Raw genomic sequence first — 25191 nt, 5'->3', positions numbered from 1 at the left:
ATGGCAACGAACACATCCACATCGACCGAGTTCGACGTGCAGGACGGCGAAGCGGAGGAGAAGGTCGAGGCCCGCGTCGGGCTCCGGTACACCCTCTCGCAGGTCCGGCGCGACCCGACTGCGATCGCGGGGCTCTTCATCATCGTCGTCACGACCGTCGTCGCGTTCGTCGCGTTCGTCGACAGCACCGTCTTCGGCTTCCTCTCCGACTACGCCTTCTTCGCGAATCTCGGCGTACGGCAGTACTGGCTCGCGGAGACGTTCTGGTACAGCCCGCTGAGCGAGCAGGCGGAGACTCTGCGGCCGCCGTACCTCCTGACGAACGAGCTGTACCCGAACCAGCCGGGGACGCTCGAACACCCGCTCGGGACGGACGACCGCGGCCGAGACATCCTGTCGCGGCTGTTCTACGGCACGCAGATCGCCATCACCGTCGGGATCGTCTCGACCGGAATCGCGATGATCCTCGGGACGCTCGTCGGCGCGGTCGCCGGCTACTACGGCGGCTGGATCGACGACGCGCTGATGCGCGCGGCGGAGACGCTCTTTGCGATCCCGTTCCTCGTGCTCGTCATCGCGTTCATGGCCGCCTTCGGTCGCGAGCTGATGTACGCGATGATCGGCGTCGGGATCGCGACGATTCCGACCTTCGCGCGGCTCATCCGCTCGCGAGTGCTCTCGGTCCGCGAGGAGGACTTCATCGAGGCGGCGCGCGCGGCGGGCGTACGCGACCGCAACATCATCTTCCGGCACATCATCCCGAACAGTTTCGCACCCGTGTTAGTCCAGGCGACCCTGCAGGTGGGGATCAACATCCTCATTATCGCGGGACTGTCCTTCCTCGGCTACGGCGCGCAGCCGCCGACGCCGTCGTGGGGGCAGATGCTCGCCGACTCTCGGCAGTACATGCTTCCGAACCCCTGGTTCAGCATCTGGCCAGGGATCGCGATCCTCGTGACGGTGGTCGGCTTCAACCTGCTCGGCGACGGCCTGCGAGACGCACTCGACCCACGGATCAACAACTGATGACCGAACCACTACTCACCGTCGAAAACCTGCAGACACAGTTCTTCACAGAAGAGGGTACCGTCCGCGCCGTCGACGGCATCAGCTTCGAGGTGAACGAGGGGGAACTCGTGGGGCTCGTCGGCGAATCGGGCGCGGGCAAGTCCGTCGCCACGAGTTCGATCATGCGGCTCGTCGAGGAGCCGGGCGAGATCGTCGGCGGCACGGTCCGCTACAAGGACAAGCTCCTCATCGACTTCGAGGAGGGGCCGGACGGCGAGCGCCGCCGGTCGCCGGAGATGCTCAGCGAAAAGGAGATGCGGACGCAGATCCGCGGCAAGGAGATCGCGATCATCTTCCAGGACCCGATGGAGTCTCTGAACCCGGTGTTCACGGTCGGCGGACAGCTCCGGGAGTTCATCGAACTCAACCGCGACGTCTCGGACGAGGAGGCGAGGGAGATCGCCGTGGACATGCTCCGCGAGGTCGGCATTCCGGAGCCCGAAGAGCGCTACGGGAACTATCCGCACCAGTTCTCCGGCGGGATGCGCCAGCGGGTGCTGATCGCGATGGCGCTCGCCTGCGAGCCGAACCTCATCATCGCCGACGAGCCGACGACGGCGCTCGACGTGACCGTCGAGGGGCAGATCCTCGACCTCGTGGCGGACCTCCAGGAGAAGTACGACACGAGCTTCCTCTGGGTCACCCACGACCTGGGCGTCGTCGCCGAGATCTGCGACCGGGTGAGCGTGATGTACCTCGGGGAGATCGTCGAACAGGCGACGGTCGACGACCTGTTCTACGAGACGAAACACCCCTACACCGAAGCGCTGCTCCAGTCGATCCCCCGGCCCGACCGGACGGTCGACGAACTCGATCCGATACGGGGGGTGATGCCGGAGGCGATCAACCCCCCGCCGGGCTGTCGGTTCCACACCCGGTGTCCCGACGCGCGCGAGGTGTGCCGTCGGGCGCACCCGGTCTACCAGGACGTGAGCCGCGAGACCGAGCCGCCGCACCGCGTCTCGTGCGTGAAGTACGAGGAGATCGGGTACGAGGATTCGGACCCGCTCGAAACGGAGGCGACGGGCGCGTTCGGCGGCGGCCTCGTCGAAGCGCGGGGTGAGGCCGATGAGTGAGGTCGTGACTCGGGAGGAGCGCGAGGAGGTCGAATCCAGCGAGGTGCTCCTCGAAGTCGAGGGGTTGACCAAGCACTTCAGTCAGGGTAGCGGCTTCCTCAGCAGCTTCTTCCCGAAGCCGAAGGTGAAGGCCGTCGACGACGTCTCCTTCGACATCCGGGCGGGCGAGACGCTGGGGCTCGTCGGCGAGTCCGGCTGCGGGAAGTCGACGCTCGCGCGGACCGTCCTCAGGCTCCTCGAACCGACCGACGGCGCGGTGTACTTCAAGGGTGAGAACCTCGCGGAGCTCCCCGCGGGGGAGGTCCGAAAGCGCCGCGAGGACATGCAGATGATCTTCCAGGACCCCCAGTCGAGCCTGGACCCGCGGATGAAGGTCGGTCCCATCGTCGAGGAGCCGATGAAGGCCCACGGTCTGTACCGGGGCGAACGAGAGGAGCGCGTCCGCGAGCTGCTGGAGAAGGTCGGGTTGGACCCGCAACACTACAACCGCTACCCGCACCAGTTCTCGGGGGGCCAGCGCCAGCGCGTCAACCTCGCGCGCGCGCTCGCCGTGAATCCGGACTTCATCGTCTGCGACGAGCCGACAAGCGCGCTCGACGCCTCCATCCAGGCGCAGGTGCTGAACACGATGCGCGAGCTCCAGCGGGAGTTCGGCCTCACCTACCTGTTCATCAGCCACGACCTCTCCGTCATCCGCCACATCTCCGACCGCGTGGCCGTCATGTACCTCGGCCAGCTCGTCGAACTCGCCGAGACGGACGAGCTGTTCGAGAATCCCCAGCACCCCTACACGGAGGCGCTCCTCGGATCGATCCCGGTTCCCGACCCGCGGGCGACGGGTCGGCGCGGCGTGCTCGAAGGCGACGTTCCCTCGCCCATCGATCCGCCGTCGGGCTGTCGGTTCCGGACGCGGTGTCCGAAGCTCATCGCCCCGGACGAGTACGACCTGACCGACGCCGAGTGGGCGAACGTTCGCCGGTTCGTGCGGGCGGTCGACCGCCGGACATTCGAGCCGTCGAGCGAGCGGGGGATCCGCGCCGAGTTCTTCGCCGACGCCGAGCCGCGCGGGGACGCGGCGGACGTGGTCGACGAGAGCATCGCCGCGCTGCTCGCGGACGACTGGGAGCGAGCGGCGACCCGTCTCAAGGAGTCGTTCGAGGAGCCGAGCATCTGCGCCGAGGAGAAGCCGTCCTACTACGTCGACCCCGAGCTCGGCGACGGCGAACACTACGCCGGCTGCCACCTCCACCGGTCCGAGCCCGCGGACTGACGCCGGTCGGGCTCGATCCGCTATCGGCGGTTCACTCGATTCGAATCTCTACCGAGTCGGCCGCTCTCGGGGGCCTCGTCGCGACGAACGCCCGGATCTCGTGCGTTCCCGGTTCGGGCAGCTCCCACGTCGTCCGTTCGCCGACGCGCTTGAACCGACCGGACCACGTCACGGAGACGACCTTGCGCTCGCGGGCGCGGAAGGAGAGCTGCCCCGCCGCGTCGCTCGCGTAGCGCGTCTCGTCGCTCGCCTCCGGTTCGCCGTCGACCGTCCACCCCCAGAGCTGTCGCTGCGGCGTCGCGACGGTCGTCGGCACCGGCAGCCGGTTGGCGATCGTGACGGTGAGTTCGACCGCCTCTCCCAGCCGGTAGCGGTCGCGGTCGGTGTCGAGGTCGACCGAGAGCGCCCGCCGCGCGACGGCCTGCGGGACGAACTTCCCGAGCGCCTCGGAGAGGTAGCTTCGGTTCTCGTCGAATCCGTGTCGGTCGGCGTCGTCGGTCGGTTCGCCTCCGGCGCGCATGCGTGCGACGAGGCGGCGGACGCGTATTCGCGTGTCGGTTCCCCCCGGGCCGCACGGTCGGCGCGCAGTTCAAATCCGTCGCCACCCTAACCCGACGTAAGGGTTCTGTCGATTCCGCCGCGTCCGTCGCCGCCCGAACGAATCCACCACCGCTCGAACGAGCCCGTCACCGCCCGAATGAGTTCCGAAGCTCCCAACCCCTTCGACGAGTACCGAGACGACGCCGATCCGCTGCTCCGAATCTTCGCCGAGTACGGGCGGGACGACCTCGGCTGGTTCGCGCTGGGCCTGGTCGCGAGCCTGTTCGCTGGGGTGGTCGGCCTCGTGCCGCCGCTGGTGCTCGGCATCGCCATCGACGCAGTCTTCGACGGGAGCGCCCCGTACCGACTGCCGCTCGTCCCGCCGTCGTGGCTCCCGAGCGGGCGCACCGAACTCCTCTGGCTCTCCGCGGCGCTCATCGCGGGGTCGCTCGCCCTCGGCGTCGCGTTCGCGTGGCTCCAGGGGATCGGGCTGTCGCTCTACTCGAACCGGATCCAGCACGCCGTCCGGACCGACGCCTACGCCGCGATGCAGCGGCTCGACATGACCTTCTTCGACGACAAGCAGACGGGACAGGTGCTGAGCGTCCTCAACAGCGACGTCAGGAACCTCCGGATGTTCCTCGACAACTCGTTCAGCGGCGCGATCCAGCTCGTCGCGTCGGTCGTCGCCATCGCGGGCATCCTCCTGTACCTCAACGCGCAGCTCGCGATCGTGACGCTCGTCGCCGTGCCGCTTCTGACCGCCTTCACCGTCTGGTTCATGCGGACGATCAGGCCGCTGTACCTGGCGTTGCGGGCGAGCGTCGGCGACCTCAACACCCGACTGGAGAACAACATCGCCGGCATCGAGGTGATAAAGACCTCGAACACGGAGGCGTACGAGGAGGCGCGGGTCGCGGAGGCGTCGTGGGACTACTACCTTCGGACGTGGGCGGTCGTGAAGCTCGAATACCTCTACCAGCCGAGCATGGAACTGCTCGCTGGCGTCGCCTTCGCCGCGACGTTCCTCGTCGGCGGCTACTGGCTCGTCGTCGGCCCGCCGCCGTACTTCACGGGGGAGCTGCTCGTCGGCGAGTTCGTCACGTTCCTCTTCATGACCCAGCGGTTCATCGCGCCGCTCGCCGGCGCGGGCCGGATCGTAAACAGCTACGAGAACGCGCGGGCGTCCGCCGCGCGGATCTTCGGGCTCGCGGACGTTCCGGTGACCGTCGCCGACGCCCCCGACGCGGTCGCCCTCGACGAGGTCGACGGTCGGGTCGAGTACGACGGCGTCGACTTCGCGTACGCGAACGGCGCGCCGGTTCTCCGCGACGTGCGCTTCGCGGCCGACCCGGGCGAGACCGTCGCGCTCGTCGGACCGACGGGGGCGGGCAAGTCGACGGTCGCGAAGCTCCTGCTCCGACTGTACGAGCCGACCGCGGGCGCGATCAGGATCGACGGCGTAAACGTGCGCGACCTCGCGCTCTCCGACCTGCGCGGCGCGGTCGGCTACGTGGGGCAAGACGTGTACCTCTTCGACGGAACCGTCCGGGAGAACCTCCTGTACGGCGCGGCGGGGACGACGGAGTCCGAGATGATCGCCGCGGCGGCGGCCGCGGAGGCGCGAGAGTTCATCGAACGCCTGCCCGACGGCTACGACACCCGAATCGGCGAGCGCGGGGTGAAGCTCTCGGGCGGCCAGCGCCAGCGCATCAGCATCGCCCGCGCGATGCTGCAGGAGCCGCGGATCCTCGTGCTCGACGAGGCGACGAGCGCCGTCGACACCGAGACGGAACTGCTGATCCAGCGCGCGCTCTCGCGGCTCTCGGCCGGGCGGACGACGTTCGTCATCGCGCACCGGCTCTCGACGATCAGGAGCGCGGACCAGATCCTCGTGCTCGACGAGGGGCGCGTCGTCGAACGGGGGACCCACGACGAACTGGTCGCGCTCTCCGGGCTGTACGCGACGCTCTGGGCGGTGCAGGCCGGCGACCTCGACCGCGCGGACCCGGCGCTGCTCGACCGAATGGCGGATCGGGCGCGCGACGGCGAGTGAGCGACTCGGGTGCGGGAAGCGAACGTATATCACGGTCGACCCCACAGAAACGGCCATGCGGATGGAACTTCGCGTCTGCAAACACTGCTACGAGGGCGAGCACGGAAACGGGGAGAAGACGGCGGTGACGCGCGACATGGTGAACTGCGCGAGGCGGGTCCGCGAGTACAAGGACCTCATCGGGCTGGAGGCGCTGTACGTGACGATGGTCGAGGAGGGCGACGCCGGGGGCGCGGAGGCGCTGCCGGCGATCGTGGCGGGCATCGAGGGGAGTCAGATCACCCTCGCCGACACCCAGCTGGTCATGGAGGACGCGAACGGGAACATGCTGGTGTACCCCGAACCGGAGGACGTGCTGGAGGTGCTGACGCGCAACCTCGATCAGATCGCGAACCAGACCCGACAGGACGTGACCGTCGAACTCTCGCCGGAGGGGGCGGAACTGCTGTCGGCGTAGCGCCCCGCCGCCGGACGGAAGGCGACGAAAACGCTCAGTCGTCCTCGACGAAACCGCCGTCGGCGGTCGTCGGCCCTCGGCGTTCCTCGTTCCGCCGGGCCTGCCGCGCGTACCGAGCGCGCAGGACGTTACCGTACGCCGAGAGGAACAGTCCGACGAACAGCACGAGGATCCCGACGTTGATGCCGATCGTCCTGAGGACGCTCCCCTCCTGGAACGCCAGCGTCTCGGGGATCGGGTAGCCGCCGTAGGAGATGCTGGCGAGCAGGACGCTCACGATGCCGACGACGACGAGGACGCCCATCGCGTCCGTCGCGACCCGCCACGTCGGACGGAGCCGGAGCCGCTCGATGCCGGTCGTCTCGGCGTCGGGCTCCTCGTGACCGTGTGGGACGAGGTCCTTCGGGATGAACGCCTTCAGCTCCACCGGGTAGAAGGCGGGGTGGAAGCCGTGTTCGAACGTGTGGAACATCACCCCCATCATCATGATGACGCCGAGGAGGCCGTGGAACGCCACGAACGCCATCACGACCGACTGGCTGTTGTACAGGTCGATGAGCATCGACTTCCGCCAGATGAGCAGCCCCGAGATCATGAGCAAGAGCAGCTCGACGGTGAAGATGGCGATGACGCCCTTGCCGACGTACGACAGGAGCGGCACCTCGTCGGCCGTGTACCCCGCGAACTGCCGGGCGTTCGGGTGCCGCTCGTCCGCCCGCCCGAGCGCGAACTTCACGTCCTGTACGAACGCCGCCGTGTCCTCCTTCGGGTCGGGAAGCACGGCGGAGACGTTCCCCCTGCTCGACGACCGGAGCAGCATGAACGTCACCCAGAACGTCGTGAGGACGATGAGCGAGAAGCCGGCCACCCGGTGGACCGCGAGGACGCCGGCGGTCCCGCCCATGAGTTCGACGAGCCACCAGAGTTCGGTGTTGAACGCGATGGCGTACCCCGTGAAGAACAGCGCGAACACCGTCAACGCGAGAAGCGAGTGGAAGGTGGTGGTCACGCGCGAGAACTTTCCGTGGTCGAGGTTCGTCATCGCCGGTCGCCCCCGCCGTCGTCGCCGGTCGCCCCCGTTCGGGAGCCTTCCGGCGGCTGCATCCTGTCCGCGAGCCGGTGGAACGCCGCCCAGTGGACGAACACCATGACGAGGATGAACACGCCCATGACGGCGTCGGCGGCGTGGACCGCCTTGATGAGGAACCCGAGCGCCTCGTTCGTGACGCCCGCGACCCAGCCCGCGCCGACGCCGCCGCCTTCGACGGTGGGACGGACGCGCATGAGCCCCTCGGTCACCACCGCCCGTTCGCCCACGAACAGGACGGAGCCGACGCCGAGCGCGATCGCCGCGACGGCGCTCGCAGCGAACGCCACGCCGTCGGAGAGGCCGCCGTCTTCGGCGTCAGCGTCGCCGTTCGGATCGTCGCGGCCGTGCGCCGGGGACGCGTCGGACGAGGGTGTAGCGTCCGAAGACGCGCCGGTCGGACCGTCCCCGAGATCGGCGTCCGCAGACGCGGCGGTCGGGTCCGACGTCGGCGCTGCCGCGCCGTCTGCGTGCGGTTCGTCCGTCGAGTGGGTGTCTCTGTCGGTCATGGGTCACGAGGTGAAAAAGCGCGCGTCGTCGCCGAAGATTATCTCCAGCGCCGTGTCGTTGAAGAACGACCCGCTCTCGCGCTTGTCGAGTTCGTCCGCGATCTGGCTCGCCGAACCGACGAGGATCGCGTTCGTCGCGCACTCTTCGGCGCAGGCCGGTCCCTTCTTCGCCTCCTGCCGGGATCGACAGCCCGTGCACTTGTCCATCGTTCCGCCGGAGCCGACGATGCTGGCGACGCCGTCGTCGGCGTCGGGGAACTGGGGCGCGCCGAACGGGCAGGCCGACAGACAGTACTGGCAGCCGACGCAGAGGTCGTCCGAGACCGTCACGAACCCGTCGTCGCGCTTCTGGAGCGCGTCGGTGGGACAGACAGACACGCAGGGGGCGTTCTCGCAGTGGTAACACTGCATCGGGAGGCTCGTCTCGCCGGGGGTTCGTCCCTCCGCCAACGCCCGCGTCTGTTTGCCGTTGAACCCCTGGTCGGCTTCCTGCCCTTCCAGCATCGTCGTGATGCTGATTCGCTGTTCGTCCGCCGGGACGTCCCACGTGCGCTTGCAGGCGACGACGCACCCGCCGCAGTCGATGCACGCCTCGACGTCGGGGAAGATTCGCATCCCCTCCCCGGTGCTCATCACGCCCTCGCTCATCCGCTGTGTCCGTGGTTCGTTGGTTGACATCGTGTCGTTGTCCCCTCAGTCGTCAGCCCTCGTCCCGTCGCCGCGCATGTCCCACGAGCGGACGTCGTACTGCTTTTGGACGCCCAGCCCGGCGCGATCCTGGGGGTAGTCGATGAACTCCATTCCGAGCTCCTCGACGCGCTGCTCTGTGGCCTTCTCGACCCTGACCATCCCGGCCTTCGTCTCCTGCATCTGCGTCTCGACGTCGTATCCGCTCGGGGTGATGATGTTCGCGCTCTCGCCGATCGCGAGCGGCTCCAGCCCCGCGGGCCAGTTCGCCTGCTTGCTCTTGCCGTGGAAGACGCCGCCCCAGTGGTAGGGGACGAACACCTCCTGGGGATCGGGTCGGTAGGTCACCTTCGCCATCACGAGGATCGACCCCTTGTCCTGTGAGGTGATGACGACGTGGTCCTCGCCGCCGACGAGGTCGAGCTCCTCGGCGAGTCGCGGGTGAATCTCGGCGTACATGTGCGGCTGGAGGTCGGCGGTGTAAACGTTGTTCCGCGTCTCCGCGCCGCCTCCCTGGTGTTCGACCTGCCGACCGGAGGTGAGTATCGCGGTGACGCCCCCCTCCGATTCGAGCTCCTCGTGGACCCGGCGCGTCGCCTCCTGTTGGACGCTGGCGTTGTTCTGGTCGAGCCGCCAGAAGTTCGTCTGCGCCCCGTTCGCCGGCCACTGCTCGACGAGATCCGGGCGCGGGCTCTCGATCGGCTCGCGGTGGACCGGCACGGTGTCCACGAACGTCCACACGACGGCGCGGGCGCGGCCGCGGCCCGTCGGCGGATCCGGCTGCGCGAAGTCGTACTGCTCGTACGACTCGAGGTCGTAGTCGCCGTCGTACTCCTCGTTGAGGACGCGGGCGGCGTCGTAGATCGAGCGCGTCTCGTCGAGCGCGTAACGGACGGGCAGCGACATCGCCGAGGGGTTCGTGACGTCGTCCGGGAGCGTCGAGGTGTACCCCGGATACTGCGGCACCCCGCGGATCGTCCCGTCCCACCAGTCGGGCTCGAACGGCTCCCGGATGAGAGAGAGGCCGTCCTCGCCCTGCTGATCGAAGGTCCGCTGCATCGGGTACGGCTTGTCGACGTCCATCTCCCCCCACTCGTCGGGGGTAGGGGCCCGCTCGCCCCAGTTGGTCCGGAAGTCGTGGCCCCCCTCCCGCGGGTCGGCGTCGTCGGTCCAGATGATCGGCGTCCCCGGGTGACCGTCGCCCCAGCAGGGCCACGGTAGGGACCAGTAGTCGCCGCTGACGGGCAACCCCTCGGTGTCGCACCGCAGCGTCTCGGTGTTGAACGCGTAGTCGTACTCGACGTGCTGCTGCAGCCGCTCTGGCGACTGCTGGTACCCGACCGATCGAACGCCGAGGTTGATCTCCCTGAGTACGTCCTCGTACGTGCTCCGGCCGTCGTACAGTTCGGGACCGCTTCCCCAGTCGAAGTGCTCGCCGAATCCCAGGCGGTCCGCGAGTTCCTGCATGATCTGCAGGTCGGGCTTCGAGTTGTGGGCCGGCGGTCCCGCCGGTTCGCTCCACTGGACGGACCGGTGCGAGTTGGTCACCGTCCGGTAGTGTTCGTACTGACTCGACGCCGGGAGGAGGATCACGTCCGCGTCGTCCGAGAGCGTCCCCGCGACGGCGGGGAACACGTCGACGACGACGAGCAGTTCGAGCTTCGCCATGGCCTTCCGGAGCTTGTCCATCTCCGTGATGGAGTTCGCGGAGTGACCCCAGAAGAACACGAGCTTCAGCGGATCAGGCTGGTACAGCTCCGACTCGAGCAGGCGGTCCTGCTTGTCGAGGACCGCCTCGTACCACCGCGCGACGGTGAGTCCCTTCTGGAACATCATCGAACGGTTGCTCGGGAACGAGTCGTCGATCTCGTCGCCGTCGGCGGCCCGCCAGAGCCGCTCCGGCATCAGCGCGAACATGTCGTACAGGTCCTCGAACGAGGTCGACCCGCTGGTCCACGGACTTCGATTCCACACGTTCGCCCAGTGTTGCCACGAGCCCTCGGAGTCGACGCCGTAGTAGCCGGGGAGGATGCTCCCGTCGACGCCGAGATCGGTCGCCCCTTGAACGTTCGCGTGCCCGCGCATCACCTGAAGACCGCCGCCACTCCGGGCGGCGCTGCCGGACGCGAGGCTCGTGAGCGCGTACGAGCGGATGTTTTGCGTCCCGTTGTTGTGCTGGGTGCCCCCCATCGCCCACTCGATCTGTATGCGCGGTTTGTTCTCGATTATCAGGTCGCCGATCTCCGCGATGTCGTCCTCGCTGAGCCAGGTGATGTCAGCGACCGTCTCGGGGTCGTACCGGTCGAGCTCCGCCTCGGCGTCGGGCCACCCCATCACCCGCTCGTCGAGCATCGCCTCGTCGAGCTCCCCGCGCTCGCGGAGGTAGTTCACCAGCCCCATCATCAGCGCGACGTCCGTGCCCGGACGCATCCGGTAGTAGTAGTCCGCGTGCGCCGACGTCTTCGTGTACCGCGGGTCGATCGAGACGATCGTGCCGCCGCGGGCCTTCCCTTCGAGGATGTGCTGCATCGCGATCGGGTGCGCCTCGGCGGGGTTCTGCCCGATGATGACGAGCAGGTCGAAGTTCCGGTAGTCGTTCATGGTGTTCGTCATCGCGCCGAACCCCCACGTGTTGGCGAGCCCCGTCACCGTCGTCGAGTGACAGATCCGCGCCTGGTGGTCGACGTTGTTGGTGCCCATGAACGCCGCGAGCTTCCGGAGGGCGTACGCCTCCTCGTTCGCGTGGTGGGCGCTCCCGAGGATCATCGCGCTCTCGGGGCTGAACTCCTCGACGACGTTTCGGTACGTGTCGGCGATCTCACGGTACGCCTCGTCCCACGTGATCTTGCGCCACTCGCCGCCTTCCTTCTTCATCGGGTGCTTCAGCCGCTTCGGCGAGTGTTCGGTTTCGAGGATACCCGCGCCCTTCGAGCAGAGCGACCCGTTGTTCACCGGGTTCTCGAACCACGGCTCCATCCCGACGAAGGCGTCGCCCTCCTTTACGGCCTTGAACCCGCAACCGACCGCGCAGTAGTTGCAGATCACCTTCGCGGTTTCCGCGTCGTCACCGACGCCGTCCGGTTCCTCCTCGTCCTGTCCCAGCACGTGTCCGGTCGCGCCGCCGCCCAGCGCCACCGCGCCGGCCAGCGCGCTCGCCTTCAGGAACGATCGCCGGTCGAGGTCGATCGTGACTGGCTCTGCGCTCATGTGCGTCGTTCAGTCGAGATTTCGTGCGACCGGTCCCGCTGGCCCGATTGCTGTGCCACTGTTTATCACTGACATTGGTCAGTAGTGAACGATAATTAAGGTTAGGGTAGCAGAAACGTGACGCGATCGAAACGAACCCCTCGGCGGCCCGAAAACCGGCAGTCGACGGGTGCGTGCGCAACACCTTTGTCAGGGATTGTCTAACCACGTAAAACATGAACGTTGGTGCCTTCGTCTGTTCGTGTGCCGACACGTGCGACGTGGACCTGGCGGCGGCGCGCGACGGCGTCGAGGGCGTGGACGTGGCGGCGAACTCCGGGCTCCTGTGCGGCGACGGGCTCGACGCGATGGGGGCGGTCGTCGACGAGCACGAACTGGACGAACTGATCGTGACGTGCCCGGACGAGGGGGTGCAGGGAACCTTCCGCGAGCTGGCGGAAGAGAAGGGACTACACCCCGACGCGGTGGCGTTCGTCGACCAGCGCGAAGGGGCGGGGTGGGTGCACGATCGCGACGCCGCGACCGACAAGACCGCGCGGCTCGTCAACGCCGCGGCGGCGGGAATGCGAGAGGAGGCGGTCTCCCGGACCGTCCGCCGGGAGGCCGGCTGCGGCGTCGCCGTCGTCGGCGACCCCGAAACCGCGGCGGTCCTTTCGGACGCCGCCGACGTGACGCTCGTCGCCGACGGCGCGGAGCTGGCGGGCGTCGACGGCCTCGACGACGTGACGATCGAACGTGGTCGAGCCGTCTCCGTCGACGGTCGCTTCGGCGAGTTCACCGTCACCGTGGCGTCCCGCGTGACCGACGACTGCATCTCGTGTATGAAGTGCGTCCGCGAGGGTCCGGACGGGATGGTGACCCGCCGTCCCGTCGACATCGATCCCGACGCGCCCGAGGGCGCGTGGACCGACTGCTGTCCGACCGACGCCATCGAGATGGGCGGCGCGCGGCGCGAGATCGAGGTCGACCAGGTCGTCCACCCCGGCGCGGATCGATCGACCCGGGGCGGACGGCTCGGCCTGTACACCGGGCCGGTCGACGGGGCCACCGTCGCGGCGATCGAATCGCTGCTCGGCGGCGTGGAGGGGCCCGACTTCCTCGACCTCGACATGGACGTCTGCGCCGCGGGATCGTCCGGTCAGACGGGCTGTACCGCCTGCGTCGACGCCTGTCCGCACGGGGCGGTCGAGCGTCCGCGCGTCGACGCCGTCGAGTTCTACAAGGAGGCGTGCCGGAACTGCGGCGCGTGCACCTCTGTGTGTCCGACGGGCGCGACGCGGTTGCGAGAGCCGTCGAACCGCCGGCTCGCCCGGGAGGTGGAGGCGCTCCTCCGCCCGACCCGCGAGGACGGCGGCGGGTGGCTTTTCGGTCGGAACGCGCGCGAGGGAGGCGTCGAGACGCCCGTCGTCGCGTTCGTCTGCTCCGAGCGCGCCGACGACGCGCTCCGCGAGTACGGCCGCCTCGCCGCCGCCGACGAGTTCGACGTCTCGTACCCCCCGATCCTCCCCGTCGCCGTCAACTGCGCGGACACCGTCGGGGAGGCGCACGCGCTCCACGCGCTGGCCGCCGGTGCCGACGGCGTGCTCCTCGTCGGCTGCGGGTGCGACTGCCGCCACTCGGGGGCGGACCCCAAGGCCGCGCTCTGCGAGCGGCTCAACCGCGCGACTGCGGACCTCGGACTCGGCGAGCGCGTCGCGTTCCTCGCGCCCGAACCGGACGATCCCGGGGCCTTCGTCGACGCCGTGGGGGGCTTCGTCGACGGACTCGATCCGACGCCGGTCCCGCCCGGGGATCACGAGGCGGCGGGCGGCGCGGCGGACGAGGGCGAGAAGCCGGCGTTCAGCACGCACGACTGGGCGCTCGAAAGCGTCCGCGCGATCGCGGAACGCGTCGAGCCCGACCGCCGGGTGATTCGGGGGCTCGAAAGCTTCGGTCGGATCGAGGTGACGGACGACTGCACGCTCACCCCGACGTGTTCGACGCTCTGTCCGACCGACGCGATCCGCCGCGTCGACGGCGACCTGGAGTTCAACCACGAACGCTGCGTCAACTGCGGCCTCTGCGAGGACGGGTGCGTCGAGGGCGCGATCGAACTCGACGGAGGTCTCCACCTCGATCTCCTGCCGGAGAACCGCGGCGGCGACGGCTGGACGCGCGTGGTCGAAGGCGAGATGCTGGCGTGTCGGCGCTGCGGGGAGCCGTTCACGAGCGAGCGGTCGGCGCGGAAGATCCAGGAGGAGGTGGGCCACCTCGTCGGCGACGTCGCGCCCGGGGCGGAGGGGAGCGTCTTCGAGTACTGCGGCAACTGTCGCGCGGCGCGCCTGTACGACCGGGGTGGAAGCTGATGGCGCTCGACCAGCGCGAGTTGTACCGGGCGCGCCTGGAGTTCGCGAACTTCCTCGTCGACGCCCTCGCCGACGCGCCGACGAAACCGTTCGTCGAGACGCTCCTCGGCGGGGAGATCCGGGTTCCGGACGCGGCGGTCGGGGACGCGCTCGACGCCGGCTTCGCCGCGTTGACGGCGTTCGTGGACGAGCGCGCCGACCGCGATCCGGACGCCGTCCGCGAAGCGCTCCAACTGGAGTACTCCCGGCTGTTCGTCGGTCCGCGTCCGCCGATCCTGCCGCACGAGACCCACTACCGCGACGACACCGACTACCTTGGCGACGGCCTCGCTCGCGTGAAATCGAGCTACGCGGCCGTGGGATGGACGCCCGCGGACGACTACCCCGAGGAGGCGGATCACGTCGCCGTCGAACTCGCGTTCGTCCGGCGGCTCGTGCGGCGACAGCGCGACGGCGACCGCGACGCGTTCGGCTACCAGCGCGTCTTCCACGAGGAACACCTCGATCGCTGGGTGGACGACTGCGCGGCCGACGTCGTCGAGCACGCCGACTCGACGTTTTACGAGGCGGTCGGTCACCTGCTCTCGGGCTACGTCGAGTTCGAATCGGAGATCGCGGTGCAGATGGGCTGAGCGATCGCGGTGCCGACGGTGCCGACCGACGTGGCGACGCGAACCCGACGAACCGGCGGTTACCGTTCGCGGCGCGTCGCCAGCCGGGCGAGGACGCGCTCTTTCAGCTCGTCATCGAAGGAGACGTCGCCGTCGACCTCCCCATCGTTGATGATGTGCGGCGACGAGTGCGTCCACACCTCGAACGACCGCGGTTCGGCCGGCTCGTCGCTCTCGTCGTCCTCGCCGTCGGTCGGCGCCGCCGCGTCCACGATGCGAGCGTTCTTCACGCGCTCGACGCCCGCCCGCGGCCGCCAGTTCACCTTCCGTGACATTGCGAAGCAATGGCTCGGGAAGCGGCTTATATTTTTCCCGGCCTCCAGCCAACGACCGGCTTCACTCGTCCGGCGGAAATCGCTCGGGCGCAGGCCCCGTCTCGCCGAGTTCGGCGTAGACGGTCACGACGAGCGCGAGGACGACCGCGAGGATGACGACCCCCGCGACGCCGCCGACGCCGTTCGGGCCGATCCAGTCGCCGCCGGTCACCGGTCCCATCGAACCGTACACGCTCCAGAGCGTGAAGAGCGTCCACCCGCCGAACAGGAACAACACGGCCGTGAGCGCCGCGTTCTGTCGGATCGCGTTCCGGAGTGACATGATCTGACATAGCGTGGTCACCTCACAAAAAGATACCGCGGGATCGAACCGATTTCGCCGCGCTCACCCGCCGTCGGACGCCTCGCTGCCGTCGATCGTCCATCCGGCCTTCGCCGCGGCGATCGAAAGCGGAACGAACTCCCAGCCGGTTCGGCGGGCGAGTCCCTCCTCGCCGTCGACGCCGACGACGACGAGGCGTTCGGCGTCGAACATCGAGGACGAGTCGATCGCGGCGAGCCGCTCCGCGGGAGCGGTTCCAGCCCCGTTGAAGAAGTCCACGTCGACGCCGTGTCGACGCTGGAAGGCGTTGAGCGCGTGCGCCGGCACGTCCCCGACGACGCCGATCCAGTCGGCCCACCCGCGGGCGTCGGCGATGACGCCCGCCGGATCGTCGAGCCGCCGAATCGCCTCGTACGTCATCGCCATGGTCAGCGTCGCCGGCTCGTCCGCCGCGTCGCCGGCCGGCGTTCGCGACGCGCCGGCATCGTCGGGTGCCGCGTCACCGGCGGTCGCGTCGCCAGCGATCCCGCCGGAACCGTTCGTATCCCATCCGCCGCCAGCACCGCCAGCGCCGCCGCCCTCGATCGGGATGCCGACCGGCCAGTTCTCGCGCTCGCGCGGAACGCGCGGGACTGCGCGGACCTCGGTCGGATCGACCTCCGCCGCGTCCGTGTCGGCCGGAGCCGCGTCCGACTCGGCCGGGGTCGCCGTCGACGGGGCGTCCTCGGGATACTCGTCTCGCGGGTCCCCGTCGCCCCGCCAGAACCAGTCCCCGCGAGTGGGCGTTCGCTCGTCGTCGGTCGCTACGTCGAGGTCGTCGAGGTCGATTCGTTCGGTCATGGCTGTCGCGCGTCGTCCGCGTCGTTCGTGTCCGCCGCGGGCGATCCGCCGTCGACGGTCCCGGCGAGATCGAGCCGTTCGAGCGTCTCCCGGGTGGGAATCCCGTCGAGATCCCAGCCGCGGGCGCGGTAGTACGCGTCGAGCAGTCGCTCGAACGCGTCCGGGTCGAGCGCGCGTCCGGCCGTCGGGCCGTCCGGAAGCGGTTCCGCGAACCGAGCCGGGAGCCGGTCGGCGTCGCGGGCGAATCCCTCGCGCGCGTTGAACAGCCTGACGAGCGTCCAGATCCGCTCGCCCGCGAGCGCGAGATCCGCCGCGTCCAGCGGAACGTCGACCGCCCGGAGCCACTCCGCGCCGAGATCGGCGCGCAGCGTCTCGCCCACGAAGTCGTCGGCGACGAGGCTCCACAGGACGGAGCGTCGGTTTTGCTCGGCCACGACGGCCCGAACGCGGTCGGCGGCGGTCCAGCCGCCGGCGTCGAGCGCCTCTGACTCGATCGGGCGGGCGCGCCGGTGGCAGCCGCCGCGATCGCTCGTCGCGTACGCGAGCGCCATCCCCGGCGCGCCGCGCGGGTCGTACCCCGGCAGCTCCATCGACTTCACGGTGGGCACGAGGTCGTCGCCGCCGAAGCGCTCGACGGCGGCGTCGACGCCGTCCGCGAGCGCGTCCGCGAGTTCGCCGTCCCGGCCCGCGACGGCGCGGAGCAGTTCCAGCGCGGCCTCGTGGTCGCCGAAGGAGAGGTCCGAGACGGACCGGTCGCCGAACGCGAGATCGCGACCGAGGAGCCCCTCGTCGCGGGCGAGCACCGCCCACGCGACGGCGTTGCCGGCGCTTATCACGTCGACTCCCAGCCGGTCGCACGCCCGCCCGAGCGCCGCGACCGCGTCGAAGTCGGCGACGCCGAGTCCCGCCCCGAGCGTCATCGGCGTCGCCCCGCGCGGGACGCTCTCGCCGGCGTCGGTCTCCACGCGGAAACCGCCCGGAACCGCGTCGTCGGGGCGCTCGCGGCCGACGGCGGCGTCGCGGGCGGCTTCGATCCCGATCTCGGCCGCGCCCTCGAATCGCCCGCGGCTCCACCCCTCGGTCGCGAGCGCGCCGACCTCGTTCGCGAAGTCGACGCTCTCTATCGTCGCGCCCGCCGCGAGCCAGCGGCCGGTGTCGCCGTCGGCGTAGGCTGCCGCGTCCCGGTCGCAAAGCGCGGCCAGTTCGCCGGGGACGGCGGGTTCGTCCCCTCGGGCGACGATCGCCTTCGTTCGCTTTGCACCCATGACCGCCCCCGCACCGCCCCGACCGGCGTGGTGGTCGCCGCCGTCCGACGAGATCGTCGCGTACGCGACCCTCGACTCGCCCGCGCGGCCGACGCAGGCGACGGCCGCGTCCGGAAACGCCGCGTCCGTCTCGACCGTGTCAGCCCCCCAGAGGTCGGTCGGCTCGATCGCCGCGCGGCCGTCCTCCACCACGATCGCGACCGGCTCGTCGGCCCGCCCCGTGACGAGGAGGCCGAGACAGTCGTCGAGCGCGCCCGCGAGCCGCGCGGGAAAGGAGCCGCCGCCGTACGAGTCCAGAAACGCGCCGGTGAGCGGCGACTTCGTGACGGCGGCGTAGCGCTGCTCGCCCGGAAGGAACCCGGACAGCGGACCGAGCAAGAATCCGAGGAGGTTGTCGGGATCGAGCGGGTCCGTCCCCGGACCGACCTCGTCGAAAAGGTAGCGGGCACCGAGCCCCTTCCCGCCGAGGTAACGCCGTCGCCACCGCTCCGGGACGCGCTCGCGGGAGACGTCGTTCGACGCGAGATCGACCCGGAGCACGTGGGTCCGCGTCGTGCCATTCATTCGCACGAAGTAGCGCCGTCGGAAGCATAAACGTTCGCCTGCCGGCGGCCGAGTCGCCCGTCGGTTCGACGGTCCGAACAGACCTATATCGACCCGACGAGTAGGACGACGCATGTCGATCGGCGACGAAGACTGGAACCGCGCGACCGAGGTGGACGACCTGCTGAACACCGTGCGCGACGCCCTGGAAGCCGGTTCTCCGGCGGCGTACGCGGTCGAGGATCTGTTCCGGGGACGACGAGGAGTCGACCCTCGTGGACGCCATCAGGGACGCCGTCGGGTGGCAGCTGTCGAGGCGGCGCTCGGAGATTCTCGTCGAGATGGCGCTCGAGACGCTCGTCTTCCACGGCGAGGCCGAAAAGCGGGCGCTGACCGAGGGCGAGGACGGGGAGGTTCGACTGTACTACAGGGTCGCCTGACCGCCGACGGAGTGCCGGCGGCGGCGGGTTGGCCTCGCTGCCGCCGTCAACCGACGTCGACGCCCGAACCGCCGCGACGAAGCCGGATCAGTACCCGACCGCGCCGCCGTCCTTTCTCGGCTCGGTCGCCGCCGAGAGGACGCCCGCGTCGTTTCGGACGATCTGCGCCCCGCCGAACAGCGCCGGCTGGAGGACGCGCACGTCGTGGCCCCGCCGCGCGAGACCGACCGCCACGTCGTCGGGGAAGTGCGGTTCGACCGCCAGCGTGCCGTCCTCGCGGTAGCGCCAGCGGGGTCGGTCGAGCGCCGCCTGCAGCGGCAGGCCGTCGTCGACGACGTGCGATACGACCTGCACGTGGCCCTGCGGCTGCATGTAGCCGCCCATGACGCCGAAAGCCGCCCAGTCGTCGTCAGCGAGCCGCGCGACCGCGGGGACGAGCGTGTGGAACGGCCGCTTGCCCGGTTCGAGGCGGTTCGGGTGGTCCGGATCGAGCGAGAACGACGCGCCGCGGTTCTGGAGGGCGATCCCCGTGTCGCCGGCGACGAGGCCGCTGCCGAAGCCCGCGAAGCGGGAGTTGATGTAGGAGACGACGTTCCCCTCGTCGTCCGCGACGGTCAGGAGGACGGTGTCCGCGTCCTCCGCGCGCGCGTCGGGGACGCCGAACGTCACGTCGCTCGCGGCCTCCTCGCCCACCCCGGCCGCGCGCCGCCGCGCCCACGCCTTCGAGCCGAGCGGCGGAGTTTCCTCGTATTCCGGGTCCGTGATGTAGCGGTGGCCGTCGTGGAACGCGAGCTTCGTCGCCTCCGCGAGGCGGTGGATCCGCCCCGTCGATCCCGCCGGGTGCTCGCCGGCTCCCAGTTCCGCCGCGATGTTCAGCGCTTCGAGCGCGACGAGCCCCTGGTTGTTCGGCGGCAGCTCGTACACCTCGGCGCCGCCGTACGTCGTCGAGACGGGCTCTATGAACTCCGGTTCGAACGCCGCGAGGTCCGAACGGGAGAGGAAGCCGCCCTTCGACCGCACCTCCGCGACGATCTGCTCCGCGATTTCGCCCTCGTAGACGGCGTCCGCGCCCTCCTCGGCGACGGTTTCGAGCGTCGACCCGAGCTCGGGGAGGCGGACGCGCTGGCCGACGGAGGGGGCGCGGCCGTCGAAGAGGTACGCCGCGCGGGCGTGGTCGGCCTCGAACACGTCCTCGCCGTGTTCCCACTGCGCGGCGACGACCTCCGAGACGGGGTAGCCCTCGGTCGCGTAGCGGATCGCCGGGCGGAGGAGTTCGGAAAGCGACTTCCGACCGAGCGCGTCGGCCGTCAGCTCCCAGCCGCGGGCCGTTCCCGGCACGGTGACCGCGTGCGCGCCGCGGTACGGCATCGTCGCCTCGTCGGGGTCTACGCCCTCCGCGTCGGCGACCGCCCGGCGGACGCGTTCGATCGTCGCCTCCGCGGGCGCGTCCCCGCAGCTCCGCATCGCGCCGACCTCGCCGTCGGCGGTGCGGTAGAGGGCGAACACGTCGCCGCCGAGCCCGGTGCTCGTCGGTTCGACGACGTTGAGCGCGGCGGCGGTCGCGACGGCGGCGTCGAAGGCGTTGCCGCCGTCGCGCATGACGGCGAGTCCGGCCTGCGCGGCGAGCGGTTGACTCGTCGCCACGACGCCCCGCGCGCCGTACACGGTCGAGCGCCGCGACGCGAAGGCGTCGAGATCGGGTCGTTCCATGCGATCGAATGGCAAGAGACCGTGAAAAACGCATCCAACCGGGACGTTCTTTCCGCATCGACGTCGGCGCGGGACGGGCGTTCCTCGCCCCGACGCGGGGCGACCGTCGCCGACGTCACGTCCCGCCGTCCGCGCGACTCGCCCGGTCGTCGACCCGTCGCCCGATGTCGAGGACGTAGTGCTGCAGGACGTCCCGGCCGATGAGCAGGGGGTAGTCCATGTGGCCTCGGTCCTCGATGTTCGCGGCGACCGTGTGCTGTCTGCCGCCGACGCCGAGCACCAGATCGACCACCGGCCTGCTCCGGCCGCGCCGGGTCCCCCCCGAACGGACGGTGCTGACGGTGTGGATCGGCCCCGCGCCGATCTCGGCGGCGAGTCGGAGGTCGACGCTCGTCCGCGCCGCGCCGGTGTCGGACTTGCCGACGACCGCCTTCGTCCCCGTCGTTCCGCTCACGACGACGCGCTCCGTGAACCCGATCACCGGCTGCTCCGCGGCGACCGACCGCGCGAGCGACGGGGTGCACGACGGCTCGGAGTCGTCGAGCGTCGCGGCGAGCCGTCCCGTCAGATCGGCGTCGACGCGACCCCCGGCGCGCTCTATCGCGAGCGCCGCGAGAGACGGCGCGGGGCTTCGACCGGTCGCGCGGTAGAGCCCTCTGAACCCCGCCGTGGGATTGACTTCGAGGACGAGCCACCGCCCGTCGCACTCGATGAGATCGACGCCGGCGTAGTCGAGTCCGACGACGGCGGTCGCCCGTCGGGCCAACCGCGCGGCCTCGTCCGATAACGTTTCCGTCGCGTCCTCCACCTCGCCGCCGCGCGCGACGTTGGTTCGCCACTCCCCCGCCGGGGCGTAGCGGTACATCGCGCCGACGACCGCGTCGGCGACGACGTACACCCGGAGGTCGCGGGGGCGGCCCTCGCCCCGGGAGACGAACTCCTGGAGGAACGCCCGCCGCGAGCCGACGGCGGCCGCGAGCGGCTCGGCCGAGTCGAGCTTCCAGGCGGTCCCGCCGTGTGTCCCGATCGCGGTCTTGTAGACGACCTCCTCGCCGAACTCCCCCCGCAGTTCGGTCAGCCGCTCGGCGCAGAGCGCGAAGGCCGCGTCCGGCGTCGGAATCCCATCGCGGGCGAGCAGCGCCGCGGTCGCCGTCTTGTGGGCCGCGCGCGCCACCGCGTCCGGGTGGTTCAGCGTCGGCCGGAGCCCCGCGATCGTGCGTGCGACGCCGAGGTGCTCCGCCGGCCGGTCGACGTTCGACACCAGCAGCCGATTGACGACGACGTCCACGTCCGGCGACAACCGCGGTCGCCCGCCCGTCACCCGAAAGACGGTGTTCTCCTCGCGGAGCCACTCGGGGCGATGACCGAGCGCCTCGACGGCGTTCAGGATCGCCTTCGTCTCCCTGCTGTTGTGAAGGCTCAGCACACCGACCCGCACGGACGTCGCGGCCATGGGAGGAGTACGACGCGCGGGGGCGAAACGCTGTCGCGCGTCGCGGGTCGAAAACGGACGAAGGGAGCGGGCGGTCGGGGACGTGGATCGAACGGGAACGGACCGATCCGTCCTACCGCTTTCCGAGGATCGCTCTCCACTGGACGTCTCCGTATCGGGCCTCGGCGACCTTCCACGGCGTTCCGATCGCCGCCTCCCGGAGCCGATCGACGCTGAAAATCCGAAACAGCAGCGTCCGACCGACGTCGCCATCGTACTCCTCGTGGTAGACGCGGTACCCCAGCCCGGGCGCGGGATCGTCCCGGTAGGCGAACACGTTCTTCGTGGCGTCTTTTTCCGGCGCGTAGTTGTCGACCACGGCGGTCGCGTCGGGCGTCGTCACGTGCGCGAGATCGCGGAGAAACGCGCGGACGCCGTCCATCGATCCGGCCAGCCCCACCTGCGTCCCGATCGAGTGCGCGGAACGGAACCGATCGCGGTCGAAGTGCTCGCGCAAGGAGAACATGTCCGCCCGTCGGGCGTCGTCCACGCCGCGATCACGCATCGTCCGAACGAGGTGTTCGCTCACGTCGACGGCGACTGTTTCGAACCGCTCCTGATAGTGGAGGGCGTCCCGCCCCGCGCCGGCCCCGAGATCGATCAGCGGCCCCTCCAGCCACCGATCCCGCCACGCGTCGTCGTCGTGTTCGCCGAAGTAGTTCCCCTCGATCGGGTGCTCGCGCGTTCGCTCCCCGTCGCGGTCGACGAGCGATTCCGTTCGCTCGCCGAGGAAGTGGTCGCGGATCGCGCGACCGAACGGATCCGGTTTCATACAGTGTGCTATCACTGCCCACGTGTATTAAGAGTGTAATGACAGTGCGTCGCATTCGCGTCTCTCTCCCTCGAATCCGCGCCGTCGGAAGGGGTGCGGTCCGACCGGTCGCGTGCGGACTGCTCGGGATCGAGAACGTCGAAGTCGAACGATTCGTCAGGGTCGTCCGCCGATCACGACCGACGGTTCCCGAGGTACCACCGGAGTTCCGTCGCGCCCCACGCGAGCGCGACGACGAGGCCGAGCGCGAGCGCCAGCACCTCGGCCAGCCCCATCCAGACCGGCGTGACGTACATCAGCCCGTTCACGTACTTGCCCGGCAGGACCTTCTTGAGCGTGATCCAGAACCAGTCCCCGGCGGAGCCTTCGCGGGAGGCGATGTCTGCGGACTCTGCGCTCGGGCCGCCGGCGCTCTCGTCGCCGGTGCCCAGACGCTCGGACTCGTAGGGGAACGCGACGTTGGCGCTCCAGACGGTCTCGCCCTCCTCGTCGACCTCGAAGACGCGGTTGCCGTTCGAGTCCGTGATGAGCGTGTGGCCGTTCGGCAGGCGGTCGGCGTCGCGCGGCCACTGCATCCGCGCGTCGCGCCACACCCACGTCTGCTCCCACTCGCCGTCGACGCGCTGGTACTCGAGGACGCGGTTGTTCTCGCTGTCCGCGACGACGACAGCCGGCCCGCCGTTGCTCTCGTTGATGAAGTCGGGGTTGTGCTGCTCGTAGAGTATCTCGTAGTCGTCCTCCTCGCCCAGCGTCCACTCCTCGTCCAGCTCGGCGCTCGGCGGGGTTTCGTTCGACGCCGTTTCGTTCGTCGTCTCGCTCACGTCGTCCGCGGAGACGTTCGCCGTCGCCTCGCCGCCGGCCCGATCCGGCGGCGTGACGAAGAGCGCGCGGTCGAAGTTGCGGCCGCTCACCATGATGCGGTCGTCCTCCAGCACCTCCACGTCGTTGATGTGCGACCAGTCCTTGGGGTACGGCCCGCCGGCGCCGTCGGTGGGGATGTCGTCGGACGCGTTCCACCGCCACGCGATCTCGTCGGTCTCGGTGTTGGCGACGAGGATGCCGTCGAGGTAGATGTCGGCGACGACGATGTGGGTGTCGTTGATGCGGTCGACGTCGTGGTACCGGGTCGCCTCCTTACCGGGCGTCGGGTGGCCCCAGACCTCCTCGGTCTCGCCGGTGGAGAGGTTCGCGCGCTCGACGCCGTTGTACGTGCAGGCGTCGATCTTTCCGTGCTCCTCGTAGTAGGTGTCCCACGTCTCCCGGTCGACGCCGTACTCGCTGTGGTTCCACTCGTCGGCGGCCGGGCACTCGTTTCCGTCGAGGTGGTCGGCGTACGAGTACTCGACGGTGCTCTGCGTCCCCGGTACGGGGTCGACGTCCCAGTACCGCGTGTGCGAGTCGTCGTAGTAGAGGACCGTCCCGTCGGGTTCGAACGCGACGAGTTCCGCGAGCGCGCGCGGCCCCTCGCTGCGCTCGCCCCGCCAGGAGTTCGAGTCGGTCGCGACGACGGTGACGCCGTCCGATTCGGAGGCGATCTGCGCCCCCTCGTCGACGCCGCCTTCCCCGTCGAGGTGCTGTTCGAGCGTCGTGTCTGTCGACGACTTCGCGAACCCGTACCCGACGGCCGCGAGAGAGAGCAGCAGGAGGGCGACGAAGGCGATTCGGAGACGTCTCTTCGACGGCGAGAACATTATCACAGTGGAGAGTGTGCCCGCTTATAGCTATTCCGACAGCGAAATGCGGTCCGCTCGCGGCGGCTCGCCGGCCGAGAGGCGCGCTCCGGCCGCGAAATCCGCGTCGGTCCGATCGCCCTACCGGAGGACGGTGGCTTCGGCGAACGTCCGGTGGGCGCGCCGAAGCCGTTCGGACAGCGCCTGCGAAGAGATGCCGAGTTCGGCCGCCAACTCGGCCGCCGTCGTCGTTCGAGGAATGTCGTAGTAGCCGGACGACAGCGCCAGACTGACCGCTTCGTGCTGGGCTTCCGAGAGGTCGAATCCGGCGCGGTGGAGGTTCAGCTCTTCGAGCGGGTACACCCGTTCCACGTCGAGGTCCAGCCCCCGCCTCCGGCAGAACTTGAGTAACCCGGAGACGTTCTGTCGATCGGAGAAGAACGCCCGCAGCCGCCAGCGACCGTCCCGCAGTCGCGCCCGCTGTACAGTCGCCTCCTTCTCCGAGACGAGATACCGGATGATCTCGCCCCACTGGAGGCTCTCCATCCGGTACAGGCGACGGTCTCCCGTCACCGCGACCGAGTCCCCGACGGTGACGGTCGAATCCGCGGCCAGCGATCGGTCGAAGGCGTCGAAATCGACGTTCGACGCCCAGATGAACGGCACGAGCACGGCGCGGTTCGCGATGGCCCGCTCGACGTCCAACTCGGCGTCGGGGTGTTCTGCGACCGTTTCCGAGAGAACAAACGCCTCAGGAGGAAAGCTAAGTTCGACGGCAGTCGTCACGGCGGAGAGTAAGCCGACACGAGGAGGTAGTTCAGTGTACTTGTTATGCCAGGGCATATATAACTAGCCGGCGGGAGGACGGACGCGGTCTCGCCGACGATCG

22 protein-coding genes are annotated in these 25191 nt (G+C 69.7%); 8 read left to right on the top strand and 14 right to left on the bottom strand.

All coding sequences use genetic code 11. The annotated features are described in order from the left end of the window. Genes C3L37_RS01465 through C3L37_RS01455 form a run of 3 tightly spaced genes read left to right on the top strand, consistent with a single transcriptional unit; the run spans window position 1 to window position 3414 of the window. Window positions 1-1026 carry an ABC transporter permease gene (locus C3L37_RS01465; protein ID WP_129112844.1) on the top strand — a complete coding sequence of 342 codons (1026 nt, stop codon included), beginning with the start codon at window positions 1-3 and terminating at the stop codon, window positions 1024-1026. Continuing rightward, window positions 1026-2144: an ABC transporter ATP-binding protein gene (locus C3L37_RS01460; protein WP_129112843.1), complete on the top strand. Its 1119-nt coding sequence runs from the start codon at window positions 1026-1028 to the stop codon at window positions 2142-2144. The genes C3L37_RS01465 and C3L37_RS01460 overlap by 1 nt, the downstream gene beginning before the upstream one ends. Then, a complete protein-coding gene (locus tag C3L37_RS01455) occupies window positions 2137-3414 on the top strand; it encodes an ABC transporter ATP-binding protein (protein WP_129112842.1) in 1278 nt (425 codons plus the stop codon). The genes C3L37_RS01460 and C3L37_RS01455 overlap by 8 nt, the downstream gene beginning before the upstream one ends. 31 nt (window positions 3415-3445) lie before the next feature. Here the strand turns inward: C3L37_RS01455 and C3L37_RS01450 are convergent, their stop codons facing one another. Next, window positions 3446-3934 carry a hypothetical protein gene (locus tag C3L37_RS01450; RefSeq protein ID WP_129112841.1) on the bottom strand — a complete coding sequence of 163 codons (489 nt, stop codon included), beginning with the start codon at window positions 3932-3934 and terminating at the stop codon, window positions 3446-3448. Window positions 3935-4111: 177 nt separating this feature from the next. Here C3L37_RS01450 and C3L37_RS01445 point away from each other — a divergent pair, with 177 nt between their 5' ends. Together C3L37_RS01445 and C3L37_RS01440 are read left to right on the top strand one after the other, a co-directional pair. Beyond that, window positions 4112-6010 carry an ABC transporter ATP-binding protein gene (locus C3L37_RS01445; protein ID WP_129112840.1) on the top strand — a complete coding sequence of 633 codons (1899 nt, stop codon included), beginning with the start codon at window positions 4112-4114 and terminating at the stop codon, window positions 6008-6010. A 55-nt stretch (window positions 6011-6065) separates the two neighbouring features. Next, window positions 6066-6467 (top strand): hypothetical protein, encoded by a 402-nt coding sequence (locus C3L37_RS01440; protein WP_129112839.1) that lies wholly within the window; start codon window positions 6066-6068, stop codon window positions 6465-6467. Window positions 6468-6501: 34 nt separating this feature from the next. Here the strand turns inward: C3L37_RS01440 and C3L37_RS01435 are convergent, their stop codons facing one another. Genes C3L37_RS01435 through C3L37_RS01420 form a run of 4 tightly spaced genes read right to left on the bottom strand, consistent with a single transcriptional unit; the run spans window position 6502 to window position 11957 of the window. Further along, a complete protein-coding gene (locus tag C3L37_RS01435; protein WP_129112838.1) occupies window positions 6502-7509 on the bottom strand; it encodes a cytochrome b/b6 domain-containing protein in 1008 nt (335 codons plus the stop codon). Then, window positions 7506-8063 (bottom strand): hypothetical protein, encoded by a 558-nt coding sequence (locus C3L37_RS01430; protein WP_129112837.1) that lies wholly within the window; start codon window positions 8061-8063, stop codon window positions 7506-7508. Before C3L37_RS01430 ends, C3L37_RS01435 begins: the two co-directional genes overlap by 4 nt. Before the next feature lie 3 nt (window positions 8064-8066). Beyond that, window positions 8067-8741 (bottom strand): 4Fe-4S dicluster domain-containing protein, encoded by a 675-nt coding sequence (locus C3L37_RS01425; protein WP_129112836.1) that lies wholly within the window; start codon window positions 8739-8741, stop codon window positions 8067-8069. A gap of 15 nt (window positions 8742-8756) precedes the next feature. After that, window positions 8757-11957 (bottom strand): molybdopterin-dependent oxidoreductase, encoded by a 3201-nt coding sequence (locus C3L37_RS01420; protein WP_129112835.1) that lies wholly within the window; start codon window positions 11955-11957, stop codon window positions 8757-8759. A gap of 215 nt (window positions 11958-12172) precedes the next feature. On the opposite strand from C3L37_RS01420, the gene C3L37_RS01415 reads away from it, so the two are divergent. Continuing rightward, window positions 12173-14302 carry a hydrogenase iron-sulfur subunit gene (locus tag C3L37_RS01415; protein WP_129112834.1) on the top strand — a complete coding sequence of 710 codons (2130 nt, stop codon included), beginning with the start codon at window positions 12173-12175 and terminating at the stop codon, window positions 14300-14302. Further along, window positions 14302-14934 carry a TorD/DmsD family molecular chaperone gene (locus C3L37_RS01410; protein WP_129112833.1) on the top strand — a complete coding sequence of 211 codons (633 nt, stop codon included), beginning with the start codon at window positions 14302-14304 and terminating at the stop codon, window positions 14932-14934. The genes C3L37_RS01415 and C3L37_RS01410 overlap by 1 nt, the downstream gene beginning before the upstream one ends. A 59-nt stretch (window positions 14935-14993) precedes the next feature. On the opposite strand, the gene C3L37_RS01405 is transcribed toward C3L37_RS01410, so the two are convergent. From C3L37_RS01405 to C3L37_RS01390, 4 genes are all read right to left on the bottom strand, one after another. Continuing rightward, window positions 14994-15248, bottom strand: coding sequence for a hypothetical protein (locus C3L37_RS01405; protein ID WP_129112832.1), 255 nt, complete (start codon window positions 15246-15248; stop codon window positions 14994-14996). Between the two features lie 61 nt (window positions 15249-15309). Beyond that, window positions 15310-15570, bottom strand: a complete 261-nt coding sequence (locus tag C3L37_RS01400) for a hypothetical protein (protein WP_129112831.1) — start codon at window positions 15568-15570, stop codon at window positions 15310-15312. 63 nt (window positions 15571-15633) lie between these two features. After that, window positions 15634-16410, bottom strand: coding sequence for a DUF7124 domain-containing protein (locus C3L37_RS01395; protein WP_129112830.1), 777 nt, complete (start codon window positions 16408-16410; stop codon window positions 15634-15636). Then, window positions 16407-18239 (bottom strand): aldehyde ferredoxin oxidoreductase family protein, encoded by a 1833-nt coding sequence (locus tag C3L37_RS01390; RefSeq protein ID WP_129112829.1) that lies wholly within the window; start codon window positions 18237-18239, stop codon window positions 16407-16409. The genes C3L37_RS01395 and C3L37_RS01390 overlap by 4 nt, the downstream gene beginning before the upstream one ends. Window positions 18240-18493: 254 nt before the next feature. On the opposite strand from C3L37_RS01390, the gene C3L37_RS24075 reads away from it, so the two are divergent. Continuing rightward, entirely contained in the window at window positions 18494-18658 is a 165-nt protein-coding gene (locus C3L37_RS24075) for a hypothetical protein (protein ID WP_164974632.1), read from the top strand. Window positions 18659-18745: 87 nt separating this feature from the next. Here the strand turns inward: C3L37_RS24075 and C3L37_RS01385 are convergent, their stop codons facing one another. From C3L37_RS01385 to C3L37_RS01365, 5 genes are all read right to left on the bottom strand, one after another. Next, window positions 18746-20368, bottom strand: a complete 1623-nt coding sequence (locus C3L37_RS01385) for a gamma-glutamyltransferase family protein (protein ID WP_129112828.1) — start codon at window positions 20366-20368, stop codon at window positions 18746-18748. Window positions 20369-20483: 115 nt separating this feature from the next. After that, a complete protein-coding gene (locus C3L37_RS01380; RefSeq protein ID WP_129112827.1) occupies window positions 20484-21821 on the bottom strand; it encodes a RimK family alpha-L-glutamate ligase in 1338 nt (445 codons plus the stop codon). 112 nt (window positions 21822-21933) lie between these two features. After that, on the bottom strand, window positions 21934-22632 hold the full coding sequence (locus tag C3L37_RS01375) for a class I SAM-dependent methyltransferase (RefSeq protein WP_129112826.1): 699 nt from the start codon (window positions 22630-22632) through the stop codon (window positions 21934-21936). A gap of 173 nt (window positions 22633-22805) precedes the next feature. Continuing rightward, window positions 22806-24323, bottom strand: a complete 1518-nt coding sequence (locus C3L37_RS01370) for an arylsulfotransferase family protein (RefSeq protein WP_129112825.1) — start codon at window positions 24321-24323, stop codon at window positions 22806-22808. Between the two features lie 120 nt (window positions 24324-24443). Next, window positions 24444-25088, bottom strand: coding sequence for a helix-turn-helix domain-containing protein (locus C3L37_RS01365; protein ID WP_164974631.1), 645 nt, complete (start codon window positions 25086-25088; stop codon window positions 24444-24446). Window positions 25089-25191 lie beyond the last annotated feature (103 nt).

This window comes from Halegenticoccus tardaugens, from assembly GCF_004116405.1.
Classification (GTDB): domain Archaea; phylum Halobacteriota; class Halobacteria; order Halobacteriales; family Haloferacaceae; genus Halegenticoccus; species Halegenticoccus tardaugens.
Note: the sequence above shows the minus strand (reverse complement) of the source record. Positions and strands in the feature narration are given on the sequence as shown.